The organism is Corynebacterium ulceribovis DSM 45146 (assembly GCF_000372445.1).
Taxonomy (GTDB): Bacteria; Actinomycetota; Actinomycetes; order Mycobacteriales; family Mycobacteriaceae; genus Corynebacterium; species Corynebacterium ulceribovis.
In genome coordinates this window covers 599,469-619,664 of the sequence record NZ_AQUY01000002.1, presented here as the reverse complement: position 1 = coordinate 619,664, position 20,196 = coordinate 599,469, and the positions used below count along the sequence as shown (strand labels likewise).

The window sequence follows — 20,196 nt, the reverse complement described above, 5'->3', positions numbered from 1 at the left end:
GTAGCCGAAAGGCGCTGCCATGTTTGGTTTTAGTAAACGGTCCCGCGCCGCCCGCACTGCCGTCGGCCCGCTCGCCGATTTCTACGCAGTGCCGTCTCCTGCCAAAACCACGCCGCTTGCCGACCTCGAGCTGCTCGCCGTTGACGTGGAAACCACCGGAATGGATGTGCGCCGCGACAGCTTATTGTCCATCGGTTGGGTGCCAGTGACCCGGGGTGTCATCGAATTGGGTGGTGCGAGGCACCACATTGTGCGTGTTGACGATTTGGAGACTGTGGGCGATTCCGCCACCGTGCACCATTTGACGGATGACCAAGTTGCCGCCGGTGAAGAACCCGAAACTGTGATCGGGCAGTTCCTCACCGCACTGCAGGGCCGCGGTATGCTGGCACACTTTTCGGTCCTGGAAGAAGACTTCATTGGCAAGGCGTGCCAAGAGTACTTCGGTGGTGGTTTAGTTGTGCCGGTGGTGGACACCTTCGATATTGAACGCATGAAATACGAAGACAAGTCGCTGCCACCGCAGGGCGATGACCTGCGGCTGGCGCGGGTACGCCAGCGTTACGGGCTCCCGAATTACCAGAACCACAATGCGCTGACTGATGCGCTAGCCTGTGCGGAACTGTATCTGGCGATGGTGGCGCGTTCCCGCGGCACCGTCATGCGGCACCTGCAGCGCTAGCCAGCTGCCCTGCCTGCAGCGCTAGTCGGTCACGCCGGCTTCTTGCATTTTCCGCATTTCCCGTTTCAGGTCCGCAATTTCATCGCGCAGCCGCCCCGCCAACTCGAACTTCAATTCCCGGGCAGCACTGCCCATTTGGGCAGTCAAATCGTCAACAAGCTCCTTCATCTGGGCATACGGCATGGTCTCTGGGTTAATGCCGGACACCATCTGCGCATCGGCACCTGCGGTACCTGCGCGGCTGGCCCCATCAGCGTCGGAGTCGTCGGCGTTGTCGTACACCTCATCCAAAATGTCGGAGATTTTCTTCCGCAACGGCTGCGGGTCAATCCCATGCTCTTTGTTGTAGGCAATCTGCTTCTCGCGGCGGCGGTCGGTTTCTTCAATCGCCTGCGCCATCGACTCCGTAATCGAATCGGCGTACATGTGCACCTCACCGGAGACGTTTCGCGCGGCACGACCAATGGTCTGAATCAACGACGTCGTCGAACGCAGGAAGCCTTCCTTGTCGGCATCCAAAATGGCGACCAGTGACACTTCCGGCAAGTCCAAGCCCTCACGCAGCAGGTTAATGCCGACAAGCACATCGAACTCACCCATCCGCAGCTGCCGCAGCAACTCCACGCGCTTGAGCGTGTCCACGTCCGAGTGCATGTAGCGGACCTGGACCCCATTTTCCAGCAGGTAGTCGGTCAGGTCTTCCGCCATCCGCTTGGTCAACGTAGTGACGAGGACACGCTCATCCTTTTCGGTGCGTTTACGGATTTCTTCAATCAGGTCATCAATTTGGCCCTTCGTTGGTTTGACCACCACTTTCGGGTCCACCAGGCCAGTTGGGCGAATGACCTGCTCAACGAACTCGCCGCCAGTTTGCTCCAGTTCATAGTTGCCCGGCGTCGCCGACATGTACACCACTTGACCAACCCGCGAGTCGAACTCATCCCAGGTCAGCGGCCGGTTATCCAATGCGCTCGGCAAACGGAAACCGAAGTCAACAAGGTTGCGCTTCCGGCTAGCATCACCGTTGAACATGGCACCAATCTGCGGCACCGTGACATGAGACTCGTCAATGATGGTGACAAAATCTTCCGGGAAGTAGTCCATCAGCGTTGCCGGGGCGGAACCGGCGGCGCGACCATCGATGTGGCGGGAGTAGTTCTCAATGCCGGAGCAAAAACCCATCTGCTGCATCATTTCGATGTCATAGTCCGTGCGCATCCGCAGCCGCTGCGCTTCCAGCAGTTTGCCGCGGTTTTCCAAGTCCGCCAAGCGCTCATCCAGCTCCTGCTGAATCGCCTCAATAGCCTTTTCCATGCGCTCTGGCCCAGCTACATAGTGCGTCGCCGGGAAAATCCGCAGTTCATCAGCGGCTTCGATAACGTCACCGGTCACTGGGTTGAGGTACGCCAGCGAATCAATTTCGTCGCCGAAGAACTCAATCCGCACACCCTTTTCTTCATACGCCGGGATGATGTCGACAACGTCGCCCTTCACGCGGAAAGTGCCGCGGGTAAACGCGATGTCATTGCGCTGATACTGAATGTCCACCAGCAGGCGCAGGAGCCGGTCACGGTCAATTTCTTCACCGACGCGCACCAGCAGCGACCGGTCCAGGTAGGACTGTGGCGTACCCAAACCATAAATGCAGGACACGGAGGACACCACGACCACATCGCGCCGGGACAGCAGATTCGAGGTGGCGGAGTGACGGAGCCGTTCCACATCCTCGTTAATGGACGAGTCCTTTTCAATGTAAGTATCGGTCTGCGCGATATACGCTTCCGGCTGGTAGTAGTCGTAGTAGGAAACGAAATACTCCACCGCGTTATTCGGCAGCAACGACCGCAGTTCGGTCGCCAGCTGCGCCGCCAGTGTTTTATTCGGCGCCATCACCAGCGTTGGCCGTTGCAGGCGTTCAATCAGCCAGGCGGCGGTTGCGGATTTACCGGTACCGGTGGCACCCATCAGCACCACATCACGCTCGCCGTTATTGAGCCGTTTTTCCAGCTCATTGATGGCGGCGGGCTGGTCGCCGGCTGGTTTGAAATCGCTGACGACCTCGAACTTTTTCGTGCTCCGCTCTACCTCACCGACTGGGCGGAACTCGGATTGGGACAGGACGGGTTGTTCAGCAGCGAAAGCCATGCCACTATCCTACGGCAGAGTTCAGACAGACCTAGTCGCCTTGTTTTTCCGCCGCGAGCTCATCAATTTTCGCAATCAGCGCCGCGACTTGTGGCGCCAACTCCGCCTCTGCCCCATTGTTATCAATAACCACATCCGCCGCCGCGAGCCGCGTGGCATCATCAATCTGCGCCGCAATCCGCGACCGTGCGTCGGCTTCCGGCATGTTGCGGTAGGTTTTTAGCCGTTCAATGCGCTTATTGACGTCCGCGTGCACCACAACCGTCAGTGACATCCCAAGATGCAGCCCATTATCAATGAGTAGCGGCATGTCATAAACCACGGCTTTGTGGCCCGCGAGCTGCGCCTGCGCGAACTTCTTTGTGGTTTCCGCCTGAATCCGCGGGTGCGTAATCGCGTTGAGTTTCGCGGTGGCTTCCGGAGTGGCGAACGCACGGGCTGCTAACTCTGCCCGGTTCAACGCGCCAGAATCTAATAAGACTTCGGGCCCAAAAACGTCAACAAGCTCTGCTAACGCTGGTTGACCGGGTTCAACAATGTCCCGGGCGATCTGGTCGGCGTCGACGATGGGTAGGCCGTGGTCCGCAAGCAGTCTGGCCACGGTGGATTTGCCGCTACCAATACCGCCGGTAAGTCCGATGAGAAGCATGCTTCTGAGTCTACGCAACTGAAAGCACCCACCGCGGCTAGCCGAGAAAAAGCTAGCGGCAGTGGGTGCCAGTCCGCTGAACAGCGAGTTATTCAGTTAGCGCAGACGCACGCTACTCCGCAGCGACTGGGGCTTTGCGCACCAAGTCAATGACCTTGGTGTTGACAGTCGCGGCCTGGGTTGGCAGACCGGTCACCGACTCAAACTTGCGGGTGTTGGTGATGAGCACTGGGGTAATCGGGTTGAAGCCCGCTTCCTCAATGGTGGCGCGGTCGAACTTAATCAGCGGTGTACCTCGGGTGACACGCTGCTTCTTCTCCACGAGCACCTCGAAGCCCTTACCGGCCATCTCAACAGTGTCGATACCGATGTGGACCAACAACTGGACACCATTGTCCAACGCCAAGCCCACCGCGTGACCGGACTTCTGCACGGTGAGCACCTTGCCGTCCGCTGGCGCAAAGACGGTATCACCGGATGGAATGATGGCAATACCCTTGCCAAGACGCTCCCCAGCAAACATTGGATCTGGGATCTCCGACAGTGCAACAGCAGTGCCTTCCAGTGGTGCGGTGAGGGAGAACTCCCGCTCCTCGGTTGCGGCATCAGAATCGGTTGCAGTTGCGGCGGCTGGAGCTGCGGCGGTCGCAGCGGCCGGAGCGGCATCAGCTTCTGCCGCGTCATCGGCAGTGTCATCGGCAGTGCCGTCAGCTTCGAGCGCTTCGGCTTCGCGGGCTTCAGCCAAGTCTGCCAGCACCTGCTTCTTCTCCTCCACACCGCGGTAGTCGAAGAAGACCACTAGGAAGAAGGAGGTGAAGAAGGCAACGGCCAGACCGATGGCGTAACCAGGCATTGGGTCCATCGCAGGGATGGTCAGCAGCGAGGTGAACACGAAGGCGCTGGCCTTGACGTCGAAAATACCCATGACGACACCACCGGCGAAACAGCCTGGCAGCAGACGAAGGTACGTCTTCTTAAAGCGCAGCAAGACACCGTAGAGGGAAGGCTCGGAAATACCGCCGAGCAAACCTGCCAACATGCCACCCATGGACACCTGACGCATCTGCTTATTGTGCTCACGCAGGGAAATGATGAGCACACCGGTGACGACACCGAAGCAGGCGAAGTTCCACGCACCCATTGGGCCCTGGATGAAGTCGTAGCCGAGGGTGTTGATGTTCTGAATCATGATGGCGTTCAGTGGCCAGTGCAGACCCAGTGGCACCAAGAATGGGTAAAGCATTGGGACGATAATCGCCAGGATGAATGGCGAGAAGTCATTGACTGCGTAGAGCAGATCAGAAATACCGTTACCGATACCGATGCCGAATGGGCCAAGCAGGAACCCGGTCGCTGGAATCATGATGAGCAGCGAGAAGAATGGCACGAACACCATTTGGACTGCTTCTGGGATGATCCACTTGAGTAGCTTCTCAACCCAGAACAGACCAATAGCGGCGATCAGTGGTGGGAACACCTGACCGGCGTAGCCATTCAGCACCATCGGCAGGCCGAAGACCTGAACCGTGTCACCAGCCTCACCCAAGGCAAGGAACTCTGGGGTCAGGAAGGCTGCCGCAATCGCAGCGCCGACCCATTCATTCGCGCCCAGCTTCCTGGCGGCGGTGGCACCCACCATGATTGGCAGGAAGTAGAACACCGAACGCCACATGGCGTGCATGAAGACGTAGGTGTCTGGCTGGTCTGCCATGTCGGCGCGGAAGTCCTGCAGGCCAAAGGTGTCGGCCAGCACCAGCAGCGTAATAATCAGCGAGGCGCCGAGCAGAGCCCACAGAATTGGGCGGAAGGTGTCGGACAGGAACTCGAAGGCGTAGTCGACCCAGTCGTAGCGGCCGCGAACGCCCTCGTACTGCTTCTTGCCGGAGGCATCGCGCTTCGGACCGCCGCCGGTGCTATCGCCGAAGTGCTCCATTCCTGGGAGCCTGAGCAGTTCTTGGTAGTAGTTGGCGACGGAGCCGCCCATGACTACCTGGTAGCCGTGATCGCCTTGGGGCACGGTGCCGAGGACTTTAGGGTCAGAGTCGAGCGCTTTGTCATCGACCTTGCTGACATCGTCGAGTTGGAACCGCAGTCGCGTCGCACAGTGGCTCATTTGCCGAATATTTTCCGGACCACCGAGATGGTCCAGGATAAACTGCGACGTCGTGGTCGTGGTTGACGCCATGTTGGGACCTTTCATTGAAGGTTGCGCCCGGTTACATGGGGCGCAGAGGAATGTCCGGACGGGTATCCCCGAACGGGCAGTTGAATGGCTTTTCGATTCCCAAAAAGTTCTCCCGTGGCAATCAACAAGCTATCCAACGGACAAACCCAATTCTATGCCCGTTTTGACCGAAACACAACGAAAACCACATGGGTTTATTATGATTTGCGCCCTATTTGTGGCTGTTCCCAAATGACGAAAGCGCCCCGCCGGAAACCATTACGGTTCCCATGCGGGGCGCTCTGTGCGCGTTAGCGCGGCAAGCTACCTAGTAGCTTGCGCACACTGTCGCGGTTGCGGCTTAGTTGCCACCGGCCAGGCGCTCACGCAGAGCAGCGAGCTGCTCGTCGGATGCCAGGGTGCCGGAGGTCTGAGCTGGCTCTTCAGCGGCTGCAGCTGGTGCAGACTCGAAGCCGGTGGAGTACTCGGAAGGAGCTTCTGCAGCTTCGGCAGCAGCGGCACGGTTCTTCTCAATCTGAGTTGCGTGCAGCTGGTGACGGCGTTCAGCCTCTTCGTAACGAGCTTCCCACTCAGCGCGCTGGGTTTCGAAGCCTTCCATCCAGTCGTTGGTCTCTGGGTCGAAGCCTTCTGGGAAGATGTAGTTGCCCTGCTCATCGTAGGAGTCGGCCATGCCGTACTTCGCTGGGTCGAATTCTTCGGTGAAGTCTTCGTCAGCCTGCTTCAGGGACAGGGAGATACGACGACGCTCGAGGTCGATGTCGATGACCTTGACCATTGCCATTTCGCCAACACCAACAACCTGGTCTGGAACATCCACGTGGCGCTGTGCCAGCTCGGAGATGTGAACCAGGCCCTCGATGCCCTCTTCGACGCGAACGAATGCACCGAATGGAACCAGCTTGGTGACCTTGCCCGGAACAATCTGGCCGATTGCGTGGGTGCGGGCGAAGACGCGCCATGGGTCTTCCTGAGTTGCCTTCAGGGACAGGGACACGCGCTCGCGGTTCAGGTCAACTTCCAGAACCTCGACAGTGACTTCCTGGCCAACCTGAACAACCTCGTTAGGGTGGTCGATGTGCTTCCAGGACAGTTCGGAAACGTGAACCAGTCCGTCTACGCCACCCAGGTCCACGAATGCACCGAAGTTGACGATGGAGGAAACGACACCCTTGCGGACCTGGCCCTTCTGCAGCTGGTGCAGGAATTCGGAGCGGACCTCGGACTGGGTCTGCTCGAGCCATGCGCGGCGGGACAGCACAACGTTGTTGCGGTTCTTGTCCAGCTCGATGATCTTCGCTTCGATTTCCTGGCCAATGTATGGCTGCAGGTCACGAACGCGGCGCATTTCAACCAGGGATGCAGGCAGGAAGCCACGCAGGCCGATGTCCAGGATCAGGCCGCCCTTGACGACCTCGATGACGGTACCGGTAACTGGCTCGTCCTTTTCCTTGAGCTCCTCGATGGTGCCCCAAGCGCGCTCGTACTGTGCACGCTTCTTGGAAAGGACCAGACGTCCGTCCTTGTCTTCCTTGGTGATGACCAGAGCGTCAATCTCGTCGCCGACCTCGACCACCTCAGATGGGTCGACATCGTGCTTGATGGACAGCTCTCGGGAAGGGATGACGCCTTCCATCTTGTAGCCGATGTCGAGCAGGACCTCGTCGCGGTCGACCTTGACGATGGTGCCCTCAACGATGTCACCATCGTTGAAGTACTTGATCGTGGAGTCGACAGCGGCAAGGAAATCCTCAGCGGTGCCAATGTCGTTGATGGCAACCTGAGGGGTGTTAGAGGTGGACATATGTGGAGTGCTCCGATAGCGGATAGGAAATAGAATTGGACAGAATCTGTACGCTTAACCTGTGCAATCCCTGCACAAGTGTCGAATAGCGCACACGCCTGCTGAACTTTACCCCGCCTGCCCCGGCAAAACAAGTTCACGCACTAAAGGAGTTTCATGTCGAGTTCGTTGGGTGATCCCCAGTATTCCTCAGATGCCGTCGCTGGATATGGCTTTGCCGACGCCACCGAGTCTGCTACCGCTAATCGCCACTGGTGGGACCACGACGCCGTCGACTATCACCGCGACCACCCCGCCTACCTCTCCAGCTTCTACTGGTGCCCAGAAATGCTGCACGAAGACACCGCCAACCTCCTCGGCGATGTCACCGGCCTCGATGTCCTGGAAGTTGGCTGTGGCTCTGCCCCATGCTCCCGCTGGCTGACCGCTAACCGCCAGGCCCGCAGCGTCACAGCCTTTGACATTAGTTACGGCATGTTGGCGCAGGGTCGGCAGGTTTCCGGCCGCCAGGTTTCAGGCGAAGTTGAGCTTATTGACGATATGGGTCCGACTCTCGTGCAGGCAGATGCCGCACACATGCCCTTTTCCAACAAGGCTTTCGATATCGCATTCTCGGTTTTCGGTGCGGTGCCGTTTGTCGCCGATTCGGGCGCGCTCATGGCAGAGGTCGCGCGAGTACTGCGCCCCGGCGGTCGCTGGGTATTCGCGGTCACGCACCCCATGCGCTGGGTTTTCCCAGACGATCCGGGCCCTGCTGGACTCATCCCAGCGGTCTCCTACTTCGATCGAACCCCGTATGTGGAGCGCGACAGCAATGGAGTTGCCACCTATGTGGAGCACCATCGCACCCTCGGCGACCGCATCCGAGACCTGCACGCGGCGGGCTTCCATCTAGAGGATCTGATTGAACCGGAGTGGCCAGCCACTGACCCGGAACCTTTTGGCCAGTGGTCGAAGCTGCGTGGGGAGCTCTTCCCTGGCACCGCGATATTCGTGTGCCAGAAGCGCTAGCGCCTACAACGAGTCGCCGAAGTCCTCGCGGAACTTCTTCACCAGCGCGCTCACCCAGTCGCTCTTTGGGCGCATGCGGCCGTAGAAGAAGCGCAGGATTTCTGGTTCTTCTTCCCATTCCATGCCGCCAATCAGGCGACGGTTCTGGTACAGCCAATCCAGCCGGTCGATCGCGTAATTGACCTGCGACAGTGTGAACACCCGTCGCGGCATCGCCAGGCGCACCAGTTCCATGTCAGCTAGTGGCTCATTGCCTTCAGCGTCACGCTGTTCGGACATGGTGCCGCGTTCCATACCGCGCACACCTGAAACCAAGTACAGCGCCGCTGCCAGCGAACCTGCTGGGTATTCCTGCTGTGGGATGTGGTCGACAAAGCGCATCGCGTCGACATGCGCACCCAGGCCACCTGCTGGCGTAATCACTGGGATATTGCGGCGGTCCAGTTCCGTCACCATGTATTCAATGAACTGTGGACCCTGGTTAATCATGTCTTCGTCCATGGTTTCGTCCAGGCCGACAGTAATTGCTTCCATTTCGCGGACCGACATGCCGCCGTAGGTCAGGAAGCCTTCAAACATTGGCACGTAGCCGCGCATCTTCTTGAAGGTCTCTTCATCGCGGATGCAGATGCCGCCACCGCGACCAAAGCCGAGCTTGCGCGCGGAGAAGTACAGCACGTCCGTCTCATCAGCGATCGCGCGAGTGATTTCCCGAATCGACATGTCCTTGCATGCTTCTTCGCGGGTCTTAATGAAGTACAGGTTGTCCGCCAGCAGCGACGCATCCAGCACCAGCGGCACATTGTGTTCCCGGCAGACTGCGGCAGTTTCGCGCAGGTTTTCCAGGGAGAATGGCTGGCCACCGATGAGGTTAGTACCTGCTTCCATGCGCACGTAGCTAATCGAGTCGGCGCCCTTTTCGTCAATAAGCTCTTTCAGCTTTTCAACGTCGAAGTTGCCTTTAAATGGGTGGTCGGAGGTGACTTCTAGGCCTTCGGGGCGGATGAATTCGAGCACCTCTGCCCCATTGGCGACGATGTGCGCCTTGGAGGTGGTGAAGTGGTAGTTCATCGGCACGACGGTGTCCGGGCGAATCATCGTCTGGCTGATGATGTTCTCCGCGGCGCGGCCTTGGTGCGCTGGCAGGAAGTAGTCCATGCCGAAAATTTCGATGAGCTTGTCGTGCATGCGGGTGTAGGTCGCGGAGCCGGCGTAGGCGTCGTCGGCCATGAGCATCGCGGCTTGCTGGTCCTGGGACATGGCGTTGACGCCGGAGTCGGTGAGCATGTCGAGGAACACGTCGGAGTTCTGCAGCAGGAAGGTGTTGAAACCGGCGCCTTCGAGCGCTTCGCGGCGCTGTTCAATCGGCAGCAGGGTCAGCTTCTGGATAATGCGCACTTTGTGCATTTCCAGTGGCAGTTGCTGGCCTCGGTAAAAAGTCACTTTCGACACGGTGAACAGTCCTTTTGTGCTCGGCGATGCGAGGCGGCCCACATGGTGCCACCCCAGAGTTTCCCCCTATTCTCACATATTCATATTTGCTACCTTGTTTCGGTGGCAAATTTGGGGGCTTTTTGACGGTTTGGGGCGGCGTTCGGGTTGTGGCGTTAGTGGGCGGCCTCGTTCCAGTTCTGTCCCGCGCCGACGGAGACATCGAGTGGTACGCGCAGGTCGATGGCCGAGCCCATTTCGGCTCGGACAATCTCTTCGACCTGGTCGCGCTCCCCTGCCGCGACTTCCATTACCAGTTCGTCGTGGACCTGCAGCAGCATCCGGGATTTCAGGTCCTTTTCGGCGAGGCGGGCGTTCACGCGCAGCATCGCCACCTTAATAATGTCGGCGGCGGTGCCCTGGATTGGTGCGTTCAGCGCGGCGCGTTCCGCGTTCTCACGGGCAACCCGGTTGGTCGAGGTCAGTTCCGGCAGGTAGCGGCGGCGGCCGTAGAGCGTTTCGGTGAAGCCGTCGCGACGGGCTTGGTCGACGACGCGGTCGAGGTATTCGCGCACTCCGCCGAAGCGGTCGAAGTAGTCTTCCATCAGCTTCTTCGCTTCCCCACCGGAGATACCGAGCTGGCCAGCCAGACCGAAGGCGGACAGGCCGTAGGCCAAGCCGTAGCTCATAGCTTTGACGCGGCGGCGCAATTCTGGGGTGACTTCGTCGATGCCGACGTTGAAGACTCGGGAGCCGACGTAATTGTGCAGGTCTTCGCCACGTTGGTAGGCGTCGATGAGGCCGGGGTCGCCGGATAGGTGTGCCATGACGCGCATTTCAATCTGCGAGTAGTCAGCGGTCAGCAGCGTTTCGTAGCCATCGCCGACTACGAATGTGGCGCGAATCCGGTGGCCAGCTTCGGTGCGCACCGGAATGTTCTGCAGGTTCGGCTCAGTGGAACTGAGGCGGCCGGTGGCAGCAACTGTTTGGTTGAACGTGGTGTGAATTCGGCCATCACTTGCGACGGCATCGAGCAGACCTTCAATGGTCGACTTCATCTTCTGGTTTTCGCGGTACTGCAGCACCGCCCCAAGGAACGGGTGTGGATGGGAAGCCTGGAGTGATTCCAACTCCTTCGCCGCAGTGGAATAACCAGTTTTGGTTTTCTTGGTTTTCGGCATATCCAACTCGTCAAAAAGCACGGCTTGGAGCTGCTTTGGACTTGCGACGTTGAGGTCTGGTTTGCCAACCAGGGAGCGGGCTTCTTCCTCGGACTGCAGCAGCAGGTCTTGGAATTCGTCGCGGAGGGATTCCAGGGCGGCGCGATCAACAGCAATGCCGACCGATTCCATCTCGGCGAGCTCGAAAACGAGTGGCAGTTCGAGGCGTTCGTAGAGTTCGCGTGCTTCGATGGCTTCTAGTTCGATGACCAGCGCTTCGGCGAGGTCGTAGATAGCGGCGGCTTCATTGGCAATGGCGACGTCGGAGGAGTCTGGTTCGTCGGTTTCCAGCAGGCTGAGTTGGCCGTCATCGGCGGTATCAAGGGTCAGGGTTCGTTGCAGATGGCGCTGCAGCACGTCTTTTAGTTCGTAGGTGCGCTGGCCTGGGCGCAGCAGGTAGGAGGCGATGGCGGTGTCGTGTTGTAGGCCAGCGATCGTGATGCCACGGGCGTGCAGCATATGCCAGGCCAGCTTCGCCTCGTGGAAGAGTTTTGGCTGCTGAGGATTCGAAAGGAAGTCGGTGAGGACCTTCTCGTCCGTGCTGTCGAGTTCGGGCAGGTAGAGCACTGCGGTTTCGCCGTCGGGTGCGCAGATGGCAACGCGAGTGGTGTCGCCTTCAGTTGGCGAACCGTTGCCTTGCACAGCGATGGCGGCAGGCTGGCCAGCTACGTGCTCTTCCAACCATGCGTCGAGTTCGCCTTCGGCGATGGTGTTGACGACGGCGACGCGGGCATCTGGGTCTGGCGTGTCAGCGTCGGAGCTATCGATGTTCAGCGCGGCGAAAATGCGCTCGCGCAGGTTGGTGCCGAATTGCAGGGAATCAAGGACGCGGGCGATGCCGGTACCGTTGGCTGGGCGTAGTTCCAGCTCATCTGGCTGATATGGCAAGGGTAGGTCCTTGACCATCTCGGTGAGTTCACGGTTGAGCAGGACAGCATCGAGTCGCTGACGCAGATTGTCGCCGACTTTGCCTCGGATTTCGTCGGCGTTTTTAATCAGCTCATCAAGGCTGCCGTAGTTCACAATCCACTTCTCGGCGGTCTTCTGCCCCACACCCGGAATGCCCGGCAGGTTGTCGGACGGGTCACCGCGCAGCGCCGCATAGTCCGGGTACTGCTGCGGGGTCAGCCCATATTTCTCTTCGACTGCTTCTGGGGTGAATCGGTGCAGGTTTGAGACGCCGCGCATTGGGTAGAGCACGGTAGTGGTGTTATTGACCAGCTGGAAGGAGTCACGGTCTCCGGTGACAATGTAGGTCTGAAAGTCCGCAGTAGTCGCTTGGGTGGCTAGGGTTGCGATAATGTCGTCAGCCTCGTAGTTTTCCTTATCCAGGCTAACTAGCCCCATTTCCTGCAGAATTTCCTTCAGCAGTTCCACCTGCCCCTTAAATTCTGGCGGTGTGGCATCCCGCTGAGCCTTGTACTCCGGGAAGCGATCGGTGCGGAAGGTCTTGCGGCCAATATCGAAAGCAACGGCAACGTGCGTTGGTTTTTCTTCATTCAGTAGATTGACCAGCATGGAGAGAAAGCCATAAACCGCGTTGGTGTGTTGCCCGCCAGTGGTCGAAAAGTTCTCTGCCGGCAAAGCAAAGAATGCACGAAAGGCCATCGAATGCCCATCGATGAGCATGAGGCGTTTGGTTGGCGTCGTTGGCGCGGATGGGTTGCGGTCAGCATTCACTTCAGTCACGTACCCCAGTGTAGGAGAGGTGTCAGACAAGGAGGTTAGCCTCTGGTGTTTTACCCGCCCGACTAGGCAACTTGGAGATTTCAGGCTGCGGGCGCTATTATTTGGCGAGTTGCATTGATGTGCTTTTACTTCGAGTAAAAGCACTTATTGACGCAATGAGTGTGCGCCCCTGTAGCCCAATTGGCAGAGGCAACGGATTCAAAACCCGTCCAGTGTGAGTTCGAGTCTCACCAGGGGCACAACTTTAACCGGGGATTTCCGTTTATTCGTGCAAAACGTTCCGTAAACCTCCCCCGCTGTGCACGATGACGCACAAAACGACAAAACCGGCCCTACCGCAGGTAGAGTCGGTTTTCCTCTATCCTCGCCTGCCTGTTCGAGACGTGCGGGTGAGGCGTCCGAGGCCCGTGACATACTGCCAAGGTAGCAGGCCCGCAGCTGACACTAATCAAGAGGGACATACCATCAAAAACGGCTCTGACCTGCTACGATAATAAAAACACACCGCTGTTATTTGAATGGAGCACCATGTCACCGACCCCTGAGCAGATCGCTCACGCACGCAGCACCACAGCCAACGCCGTGTGGAACACGGCAGACAGGTATTTGCGTAGCGTGGTGGAGCCGGAGGAGTACGGCGACTACATCATCCCGTTCGCTGTCCTGCGCCGAATCGAGTGCATGTTGGCGGACAAGCGTGAGGCCTTTGACGAGCTGCATACGTCTATGAAGAAAAACGGGGATGTGAACCCGCGTATGCTTCGCCTGCGCGCCATGCATGAGCTGGACCTACCGTTCTACAACACGTCCAAGCACACGATGAAGTCCATCGGTAGCAACGACGACAATGTGGACAAAGCCCTCACCATCTACCTCGACTCGTTCTCCGAAAACCTGACCGACATCTGGACCGCGTTCAAGTTCTACGACAAGATCGACACCCTCCAGGGCGCGGGCCGACTCTATGGCGTGGTACAGCACTTCGCAGGCATCGATATGCACCCGGACCTGCTGCCCGACACCGCGATGGGCGACATGTTCGAGGACATCATGTACCGCGCGTTCAACACCAAGGGTAAGGGCGCGGGTGCGTTCTACACCCCGCGCGACGCGATCTCCCTCATGGTGGACATCTTGTTCTCCTCTGATGACACAGGCCTGTCCGGTGACTCTCCCAGCCGTACCGTCTACGATCCGTGCGCCGGAACGGGCGGCATGCTGCTCGTGGCCAAGAACGAGCTCAAGGCTCTCAACCGCAACGTGCAGGTCTCGCTCCACGGCCAGGAGTTGATGGACTACGCCTACGGCATCGGTAAAGCAGACCTGATTATGCTCGGCAACAAGCCGGAGTCTATTCTCCAGGGCGATACGCTGGTCAACGACCGCTTTGAGGGCCAGACCTTCGACTACATCTTGACCAACCCACCGTACGGCTCCGACTGGTCCGCCGTGCACAGCGAGGTATCCAAGGAAGCAAACAAGGAGGGTTCCCGCTTTAGCCACGGCCTGCCCGCCAAGTCCGATGGTCAAATGCTGTTCCTGTCCCATGTGGTGCACAAGCTCACGCCCGCCCATGGTGAAACCGGCGGCGGGCGTGCGGGCATTGTCCTCAACGGCTCTCCCCTGTTCACGGGCGCTCCCGAGTCCGGGCCCGACCGTATCCGCGCCTGGCTGCTGAACGAAGACCTGGTGGACGCGATCATCGCACTGCCCACCTCCATGTTCTACGGCACCGGCATTGCCACCTACATCTGGATTTTGGACAAGAACAAGGAGCCACACCGCCGGGGCAAGATTCAGCTCATTAACGCCGCCGACCAGTGGACCCCGATGCGTAAAGGCATGGGTGACAAGCGCCGCGAGCTGACCCCTGCCGACCGCGAGGTCATTACCAAGGCGTACACCGCGTTCGAGGACTCGAATATTTCCAAGATCGTGACCGCGGACGATCTTGGGTTTAGGGACGTACCGGTCTACCGCCAGGAACGGTACGTAACCCAGTTCTCTGACCAGGCAGTGGAACAGGCCCGCGCTCACAAGTCCTTCACGGACGCACATGTCGAGCTCATGCGCGGGGTGGACGGCGCGGTCTGGAACGAGTTGCCGGACCTGCTCAAGACCAAGGCCAAGGTGCGTGGTCTCAAGATGCCGGTCGGACTCATGACCGCGATCATGCAGGCCATGGCCGTCCACGATGACAATGCCCCGGCCGCGGTCGATCACAAGGGACAGCCCGTCTCCGTGGCGGGTTGGAAGATGACCGAGCGCATCCCGCTGACCGAGGACGTGGACGAGCACATGCGCCGCGAGGTCTTGCCATTCGCGCCGGATGTGACCTGGGACGAGTCCGCGGCCAAGATCGGGTATGAGATTCCGTTCACCCGCCTGTTCTACGTGCCGGAGGAGGTACGTCCGTTGGCCGAGATCGATGCTGACGTCCAGCAGGTCATGGGCGAGCTCATGGACATGTTCCAGGAGGTGAAGCGGTAATGGAGACGGTACCTCTAAAGGCGTTTGCGGAAGTTAACCCCACCTCTGACGGGTTTTCCGCGGTGGAGAATGGCTCGAATGTCACGTTTCTCCCATTGGAGACCATCTGGCCCGCAGGGGGTGGAGATTTTTCCCGAGTCATTGAATACAAGAAAAAGGGAATGAGCTATACCTCTTACACCCGAGGGGATGTTCTCGTGCCGAAGATCACGCCAACATTTGAGGCGGGACGAGCAATGCTTGCCAATCAAGGTACTGATGTCGGTCTGGCAAGTACAGAAGTACATGTTGTACGGGCACTCCCGAACGCAGACGCACGTTTTCTTTGCTACGTCCTACGTTCACAGCCATTCTTAGATGAAGGTGCCCACAATCTCCAGGGGGTGGGAAACCTTCGCCGTATTTCACCGCAGTTCCTTGGAGACTACCCAGTTATTCATACCAACCGGGACACCCAGCGCGCCATCGCGGACTACCTGGACCGCGAAACCAGCGAGATTGACGCGATGCTGGACAAGCTCGATGGTCTGGGCCGGTTGCTGGAGGAGCGCCGAAAGAACGAGATTCACCAAGCATTGCAGGGCAGTTCTAACTCGCAGATTGATACGGGCTTTGGGCCGTTTCCACGTATTCCGTCGCATTGGGCGCTTGCTTCTGTTTCGAGTTTGTTCAAAATCACCAATGGCGATAGAGGGGAAAACTACCCGAAACCAAGCGAGATTCAAGAGACGGGTATCCCTTTCATCAATGCCGGTGACCTCGTAAACGGCCGTGTTTCCTTGGATAATGCAAAATTCGTTAGTGCTGAAAAGTACGCAAAGATGGGTGGAGCGAAACTGGCGAAGGGCGACATCATCTTTTGCCTTCGCGGGTCGCTGGGCAAGTTCGGTATCGTCAGTTTCGATGAAGGCAGTCTTGCCAGCTCGGTTTGCTGTTTGACCTCTAATGGGAGTTACCTCCCCGAAATGATGGCCTACGTCCTATCGTCCAACATCATCCGAGATCAAATTACCTTTTCCGAAACTGGTTCTGCACAACCGAACTTGGGCGCTGAGCAATTGGGAATGTTCAAAGTCCCCCTCCCACCACTGGACGAGCAGGAGCGCCTAGTCCAGCACCTGGACGAGACCACCGCACGTATCGACGCGATGCTGGCTAAGACCCAGCAACTGAAAGACCTGCTCACCGAGCGTAGGTCTGCCCTGATTACCGCCGCCGTCACCGGACAGATTGAGGTGCACTAAGCCATGAACCACACACTTGAGCACGGGTTTGAAACCGCCATCTGCCAGCACCTAGCCATCTCCGGCTGGACGTATGTGGACGGGGCACGCGACACCGGGTTCGACCCCGACCTCGCCCTGTTCCCCGGGGACGTGCTGGACTGGCTATCCACCCAGTACCCGACCGAGTACGCCAAAGTCTGCCCACCGGACCTGGGCGAGGTTGCGACCAAGGCCGCGCAACACCGGCTGCTCACTTACCTGTCCAAGCTGCTGGGCAAAGCGCCGCAGAAGAACCACACCAAGGGCGGCACCATCGGCGGTCTGCTCGGCGTCCTGCGCGACGGGTTCAGCTACATGTCCGCCGCACACGGCAAAGCCACGTTCGGCCCCATGGCTGGGTTCTACCCCACCAACCCACTGCTGACTGAGGTGACCGAGCAGGCGGAGGCTAACCGACTGCGCGTCATCCGGCAGGTGCATTTTGACACCCGCCCAGGCAACAACGAGACCATTGACCTGGTGCTGCTGCTCAACGGTATCCCGGTAGCCACGCTGGAACTAAAGACGGACAACACCCAGACCATTCAGGACGCTATCCGCCAGTACAAGAAAGATCGCAAGCCTGGCAAAACCCGCACCCTGCTGCAACCAGGACGGTGCCTCGTTCACTTCGCTGTGTCCAACACCGAGGTACAGATGGCCACAGTCCTTAACGGGGACAAGACCATCTTCCTGCCCTTCAACCAAGGCAACGGCGAAAGCGCAGGCAACCCACCGTGCAAGGACGGGTCCGAGACCTCGTACCTGTGGCGGGACGTGCTGGCGCCCCGCAGCCTGCTCCAAATTCTGTCAACCTACGCCATGTGGCAACCCGCGGACAAGGGCGGGTACCTGGTGTTCCCCCGTTTCCACCAGCGACGCGCGGTGGAAAACGTCATCCGCGACATCGAGACTGAGAGCGTGGGCAAGCGCTACCTGATTCAACACTCCGCAGGCTCGGGCAAGACCAAAACCATTGCGTGGCTGGCACACCGCCTGGCCCGGCATTTTAGCGGCGAGACCAAGACGTTCGACTCGATCATCATTATCTCCGACCGGCAGGTGCTCGACCGCAACCTCGCGGACGAGATCAAACTCCTGCCCGCGTCCGCTGGCCTGGTGGTGAACGTTGATGCGAAGCAGGGCGCGAAGTCACCGCAGCTCTCCGCAGCTCTGCGCGAAGGCGGGCACATTATCACCTGTACGTTGCAGACCTTCCCTGTCGTGAAACAACTGCTGGACGGGGACAAAGAAATGGCAGGTCGCAGGTGGTGCGTGATCGTGGACGAGGCGCACTCCTCCCAGACCGGCAAATCCAGCTCCGCGCTGAAAGAGCTGCTGGCGCAAGCCACCGGCGCTGATGTTGCCGACCTCGATGAAGCAGAGGACACAGACTCGCCGGTTGAAGCTCAACTGGAGAAGGCACTCGATGCCCACCGCTCTCCGGTGGAGAAGCGAATTGAGGCTGTGCTCGCAGCCCAGGACCGGGCGGCAAGCTCGGCCACGAACATCACCTTTGTAGCGTTCACGGCGACACCGAAGCCCAAGACCATGCGTATTTTCGGCACGTACGACCCCGAGACGGACACACGCTCGGCGTTCGACCACTACACCATGGCCCAGGCCATCCAAGAGGGCTTTATCCTGGACGTGCTCACCAACTACACCACGTACAGTAACTACATCCGTATCGCGGACTCGATGAACCGCGACGAGATGGTGCATAAGGGCGAGGTTGTGGGCGAAATCGTGCGCTACGCCCGCGAGCACCCCACCAACATTGCCCAGAAGGTGGCCGTGGTGGTCAACCACTACCGCGAGAATGTCGCAGGCCTGCTCGGCGGTCAGGCCCGTGCGATGGTGGTGGCGGCCACCCGCGAGTCCGCGTTCCACTGGTGCCACGAGATGAACAAGTACATTGCCAAAAACAACTGGCAGGACGAATTCAAAACCCTGGTCGCCTACTCCGGCTCGCTTGACATTGCAGCGCCACCCGAGCCACGGCGCTCCCCGGATATGACCGACGAAAAGTTCGCAGAGATCATGGCGGACTACGAGCTCGACCTAGCATTGCGCGAGGGACGTGCCACCGCAGACGGCTTGTACACCGAGGCCTCGTACAACGACTTGTCCGACACCGAGGGCGCGTACAAGGACTCCGATGGCGCCTACCGCGTGCTGATCGTCGCCAACAAGTTCCAGACCGGGTTCAACGAGCCACGACTGTGTGCAATGTACGTGGATAAAAAACTCTCGGGCGTGGCCACGGTCCAGACCCTGTCCCGGCTCAACCGCACCTACCCGGGTAAGACCGCGCCGATGGTGGTGGACTTCGCCAACGACGCAGAGTCCATCCTGGCTGACTTCAAGCAGTTCTACACGGCCGCGACCTTGGCCGGGGACGTAGAACCATCCGCCTTGTTCGAGGTGGCCGAGCGCATCGACGGGGCCGGCTTCTACACCGAGTCTGACATCGAGTCAGTAGCCGCAGCTGTGGTGGGGGGCGAGGTAGACCACGAGACTTTCCGCGCGCATATCTCCCCTATCGTGCAGCGCTGGAACGACGGTCTACGCCAGGCGCGTCTGTCCGGCAACGAGGACGAAGTGAACCGTCATAAGGCGTTTCGCACCGACCTGCACACGTATGTCAAGTCCTGGGAGTTCCTGTCGCAGATTGTCAACTTCGAGGACACGTCTATGCGCAAGCGGGCAATTTTGGCCACCTACCTGGCCCGCAACCTGCACTTGGGACTGTCCGACGTCATCGACGTGTCCACCGTGGACATCATCGGTGTGGCTGTGGCGCCGAAGTCGATGGCCGAGAACCTAGGACTGACGGACGGGGACGGGCAGCTGGAAGTACCAACCCTGGGCGGTGGAACCGCGCCCGCTGATTCGTCGATGGGTATCGCCTTTGACGAAGCCGTGGACGAGGCCAACGCCATCCTCACCGCAGCCGGTATCCCCGCGTCCAACAAGGCGGTGCGCGGATTCGTCATGCAGGTGTGGGGAACGCTCGCACCGAACGAGGACGTGGCAAAGATGGCGGCAGAGAATACGGTCAGCCAACTGGAGCACGCGCCCGGGTTTGAGAAGGCCGTGGTCGGCGCACTGATTACGGTCATGAATGAGTCCCGCGAGATTCAGGAACTATTCATGGGCGACGAGGTGTCCTTGGGCGGTCTGAAAAAGGTACTGGCTGGGCTCGCACATCAAGCCAGCATGCAACAGGACTCGAGTAAGCGCATCGAACGCTAGGCGACCACAAAGCCCGAGGTCAACGCAGTAATTGAGGCCGTTTCTCACTAACTTGAGATCCCGATCTCAATTCAAGGACTTATTTTTACCGCTAATACCCGCGCGGGTATATTGTTCGGCAGAAGGACAGGACGAAAGGAATCCCCGATTATGTGCCGACCAGTACGTTGCAAGAAGTGCTCCAAGACCACCTGGGCAGGATGCGGAGCTCACATTGAACAGGTAAAGGCCAGCGTCCCAGCCGGCCAGTGGTGCACCTGTGCGCCAGAGCCTCCAAAGGCAGGCTTCTTCGGGAAGCTTTTCGGCTAACCCAGAATTTGGCAAACGGCGCTCCCCAGCCCAGCCGCCAGACAGCAAAAACCGTCACCTT

General features: G+C 59.0%; 11 protein-coding genes and 1 tRNA gene. 6 read left to right on the top strand and 6 right to left on the bottom strand.

Annotated elements, in window-relative coordinates; genetic code table 11:
• Positions 1–19 precede the first annotated feature (19 nt).
• Positions 20–682, top strand: coding sequence for an exonuclease domain-containing protein (locus tag A3EC_RS0108360; protein WP_018024735.1), 663 nt, complete (start codon positions 20–22; stop codon positions 680–682).
• A 21-nt stretch (positions 683–703) separates the two neighbouring features.
• Here the strand turns inward: A3EC_RS0108360 and uvrB are convergent, their stop codons facing one another.
• From uvrB to rpsA, 4 genes are all read right to left on the bottom strand, one after another.
• Positions 704–2,827, bottom strand: a complete 2,124-nt coding sequence (uvrB, locus tag A3EC_RS0108355) for an excinuclease ABC subunit UvrB (protein WP_018024734.1) — start codon at positions 2,825–2,827, stop codon at positions 704–706.
• 31 nt (positions 2,828–2,858) lie between these two features.
• Positions 2,859–3,476, bottom strand: a complete 618-nt coding sequence (coaE, locus tag A3EC_RS0108350; RefSeq protein ID WP_018024733.1) for a dephospho-CoA kinase — start codon at positions 3,474–3,476, stop codon at positions 2,859–2,861.
• 112 nt (positions 3,477–3,588) lie between these two features.
• Complete coding sequence (locus A3EC_RS0108345) at positions 3,589–5,661, bottom strand: glucose PTS transporter subunit IIA (RefSeq protein WP_018024732.1); 2,073 nt, start codon at positions 5,659–5,661, stop codon at positions 3,589–3,591.
• Between the two features lie 340 nt (positions 5,662–6,001).
• Positions 6,002–7,462 carry a 30S ribosomal protein S1 gene (gene rpsA, locus A3EC_RS0108340; RefSeq protein ID WP_018024731.1) on the bottom strand — a complete coding sequence of 487 codons (1,461 nt, stop codon included), beginning with the start codon at positions 7,460–7,462 and terminating at the stop codon, positions 6,002–6,004.
• A gap of 156 nt (positions 7,463–7,618) precedes the next feature.
• Between rpsA and A3EC_RS0108335 the strand changes: the two genes are divergently transcribed.
• Entirely contained in the window at positions 7,619–8,473 is an 855-nt protein-coding gene (locus tag A3EC_RS0108335; RefSeq protein WP_018024730.1) for a class I SAM-dependent methyltransferase, read from the top strand.
• 3 nt (positions 8,474–8,476) lie between these two features.
• Here the strand turns inward: A3EC_RS0108335 and A3EC_RS0108330 are convergent, their stop codons facing one another.
• Positions 8,477–9,916, bottom strand: a complete 1,440-nt coding sequence (locus A3EC_RS0108330) for a tryptophanase (protein WP_245532961.1) — start codon at positions 9,914–9,916, stop codon at positions 8,477–8,479.
• Between the two features lie 164 nt (positions 9,917–10,080).
• Positions 10,081–12,753 carry a DNA polymerase I gene (polA, locus tag A3EC_RS0108325; protein WP_026162342.1) on the bottom strand — a complete coding sequence of 891 codons (2,673 nt, stop codon included), beginning with the start codon at positions 12,751–12,753 and terminating at the stop codon, positions 10,081–10,083.
• 225 nt (positions 12,754–12,978) lie between these two features.
• Between polA and A3EC_RS0108320 the strand changes: the two genes are divergently transcribed.
• The 4 genes from A3EC_RS0108320 (at position 12,979) to A3EC_RS0108305 (ending at position 19,826) form a co-directional block, all read left to right on the top strand.
• Positions 12,979–13,052, top strand: a tRNA-Leu gene (locus tag A3EC_RS0108320).
• A 289-nt stretch (positions 13,053–13,341) separates the two neighbouring features.
• The gene (locus A3EC_RS0108315) at positions 13,342–15,303 is read left to right on the top strand and encodes a type I restriction-modification system subunit M (protein ID WP_018024727.1); all 1,962 of its coding nucleotides are present in this window, start codon (positions 13,342–13,344) and stop codon (positions 15,301–15,303) included.
• Positions 15,303–16,547, top strand: coding sequence for a restriction endonuclease subunit S (locus A3EC_RS11850; protein WP_018024726.1), 1,245 nt, complete (start codon positions 15,303–15,305; stop codon positions 16,545–16,547). Before A3EC_RS0108315 ends, A3EC_RS11850 begins: the two co-directional genes overlap by 1 nt.
• Before the next feature lie 3 nt (positions 16,548–16,550).
• Positions 16,551–19,826, top strand: a complete 3,276-nt coding sequence (locus A3EC_RS0108305; protein WP_018024725.1) for a type I restriction endonuclease subunit R — start codon at positions 16,551–16,553, stop codon at positions 19,824–19,826.
• Positions 19,827–20,196: the final 370 nt, after the last annotated feature.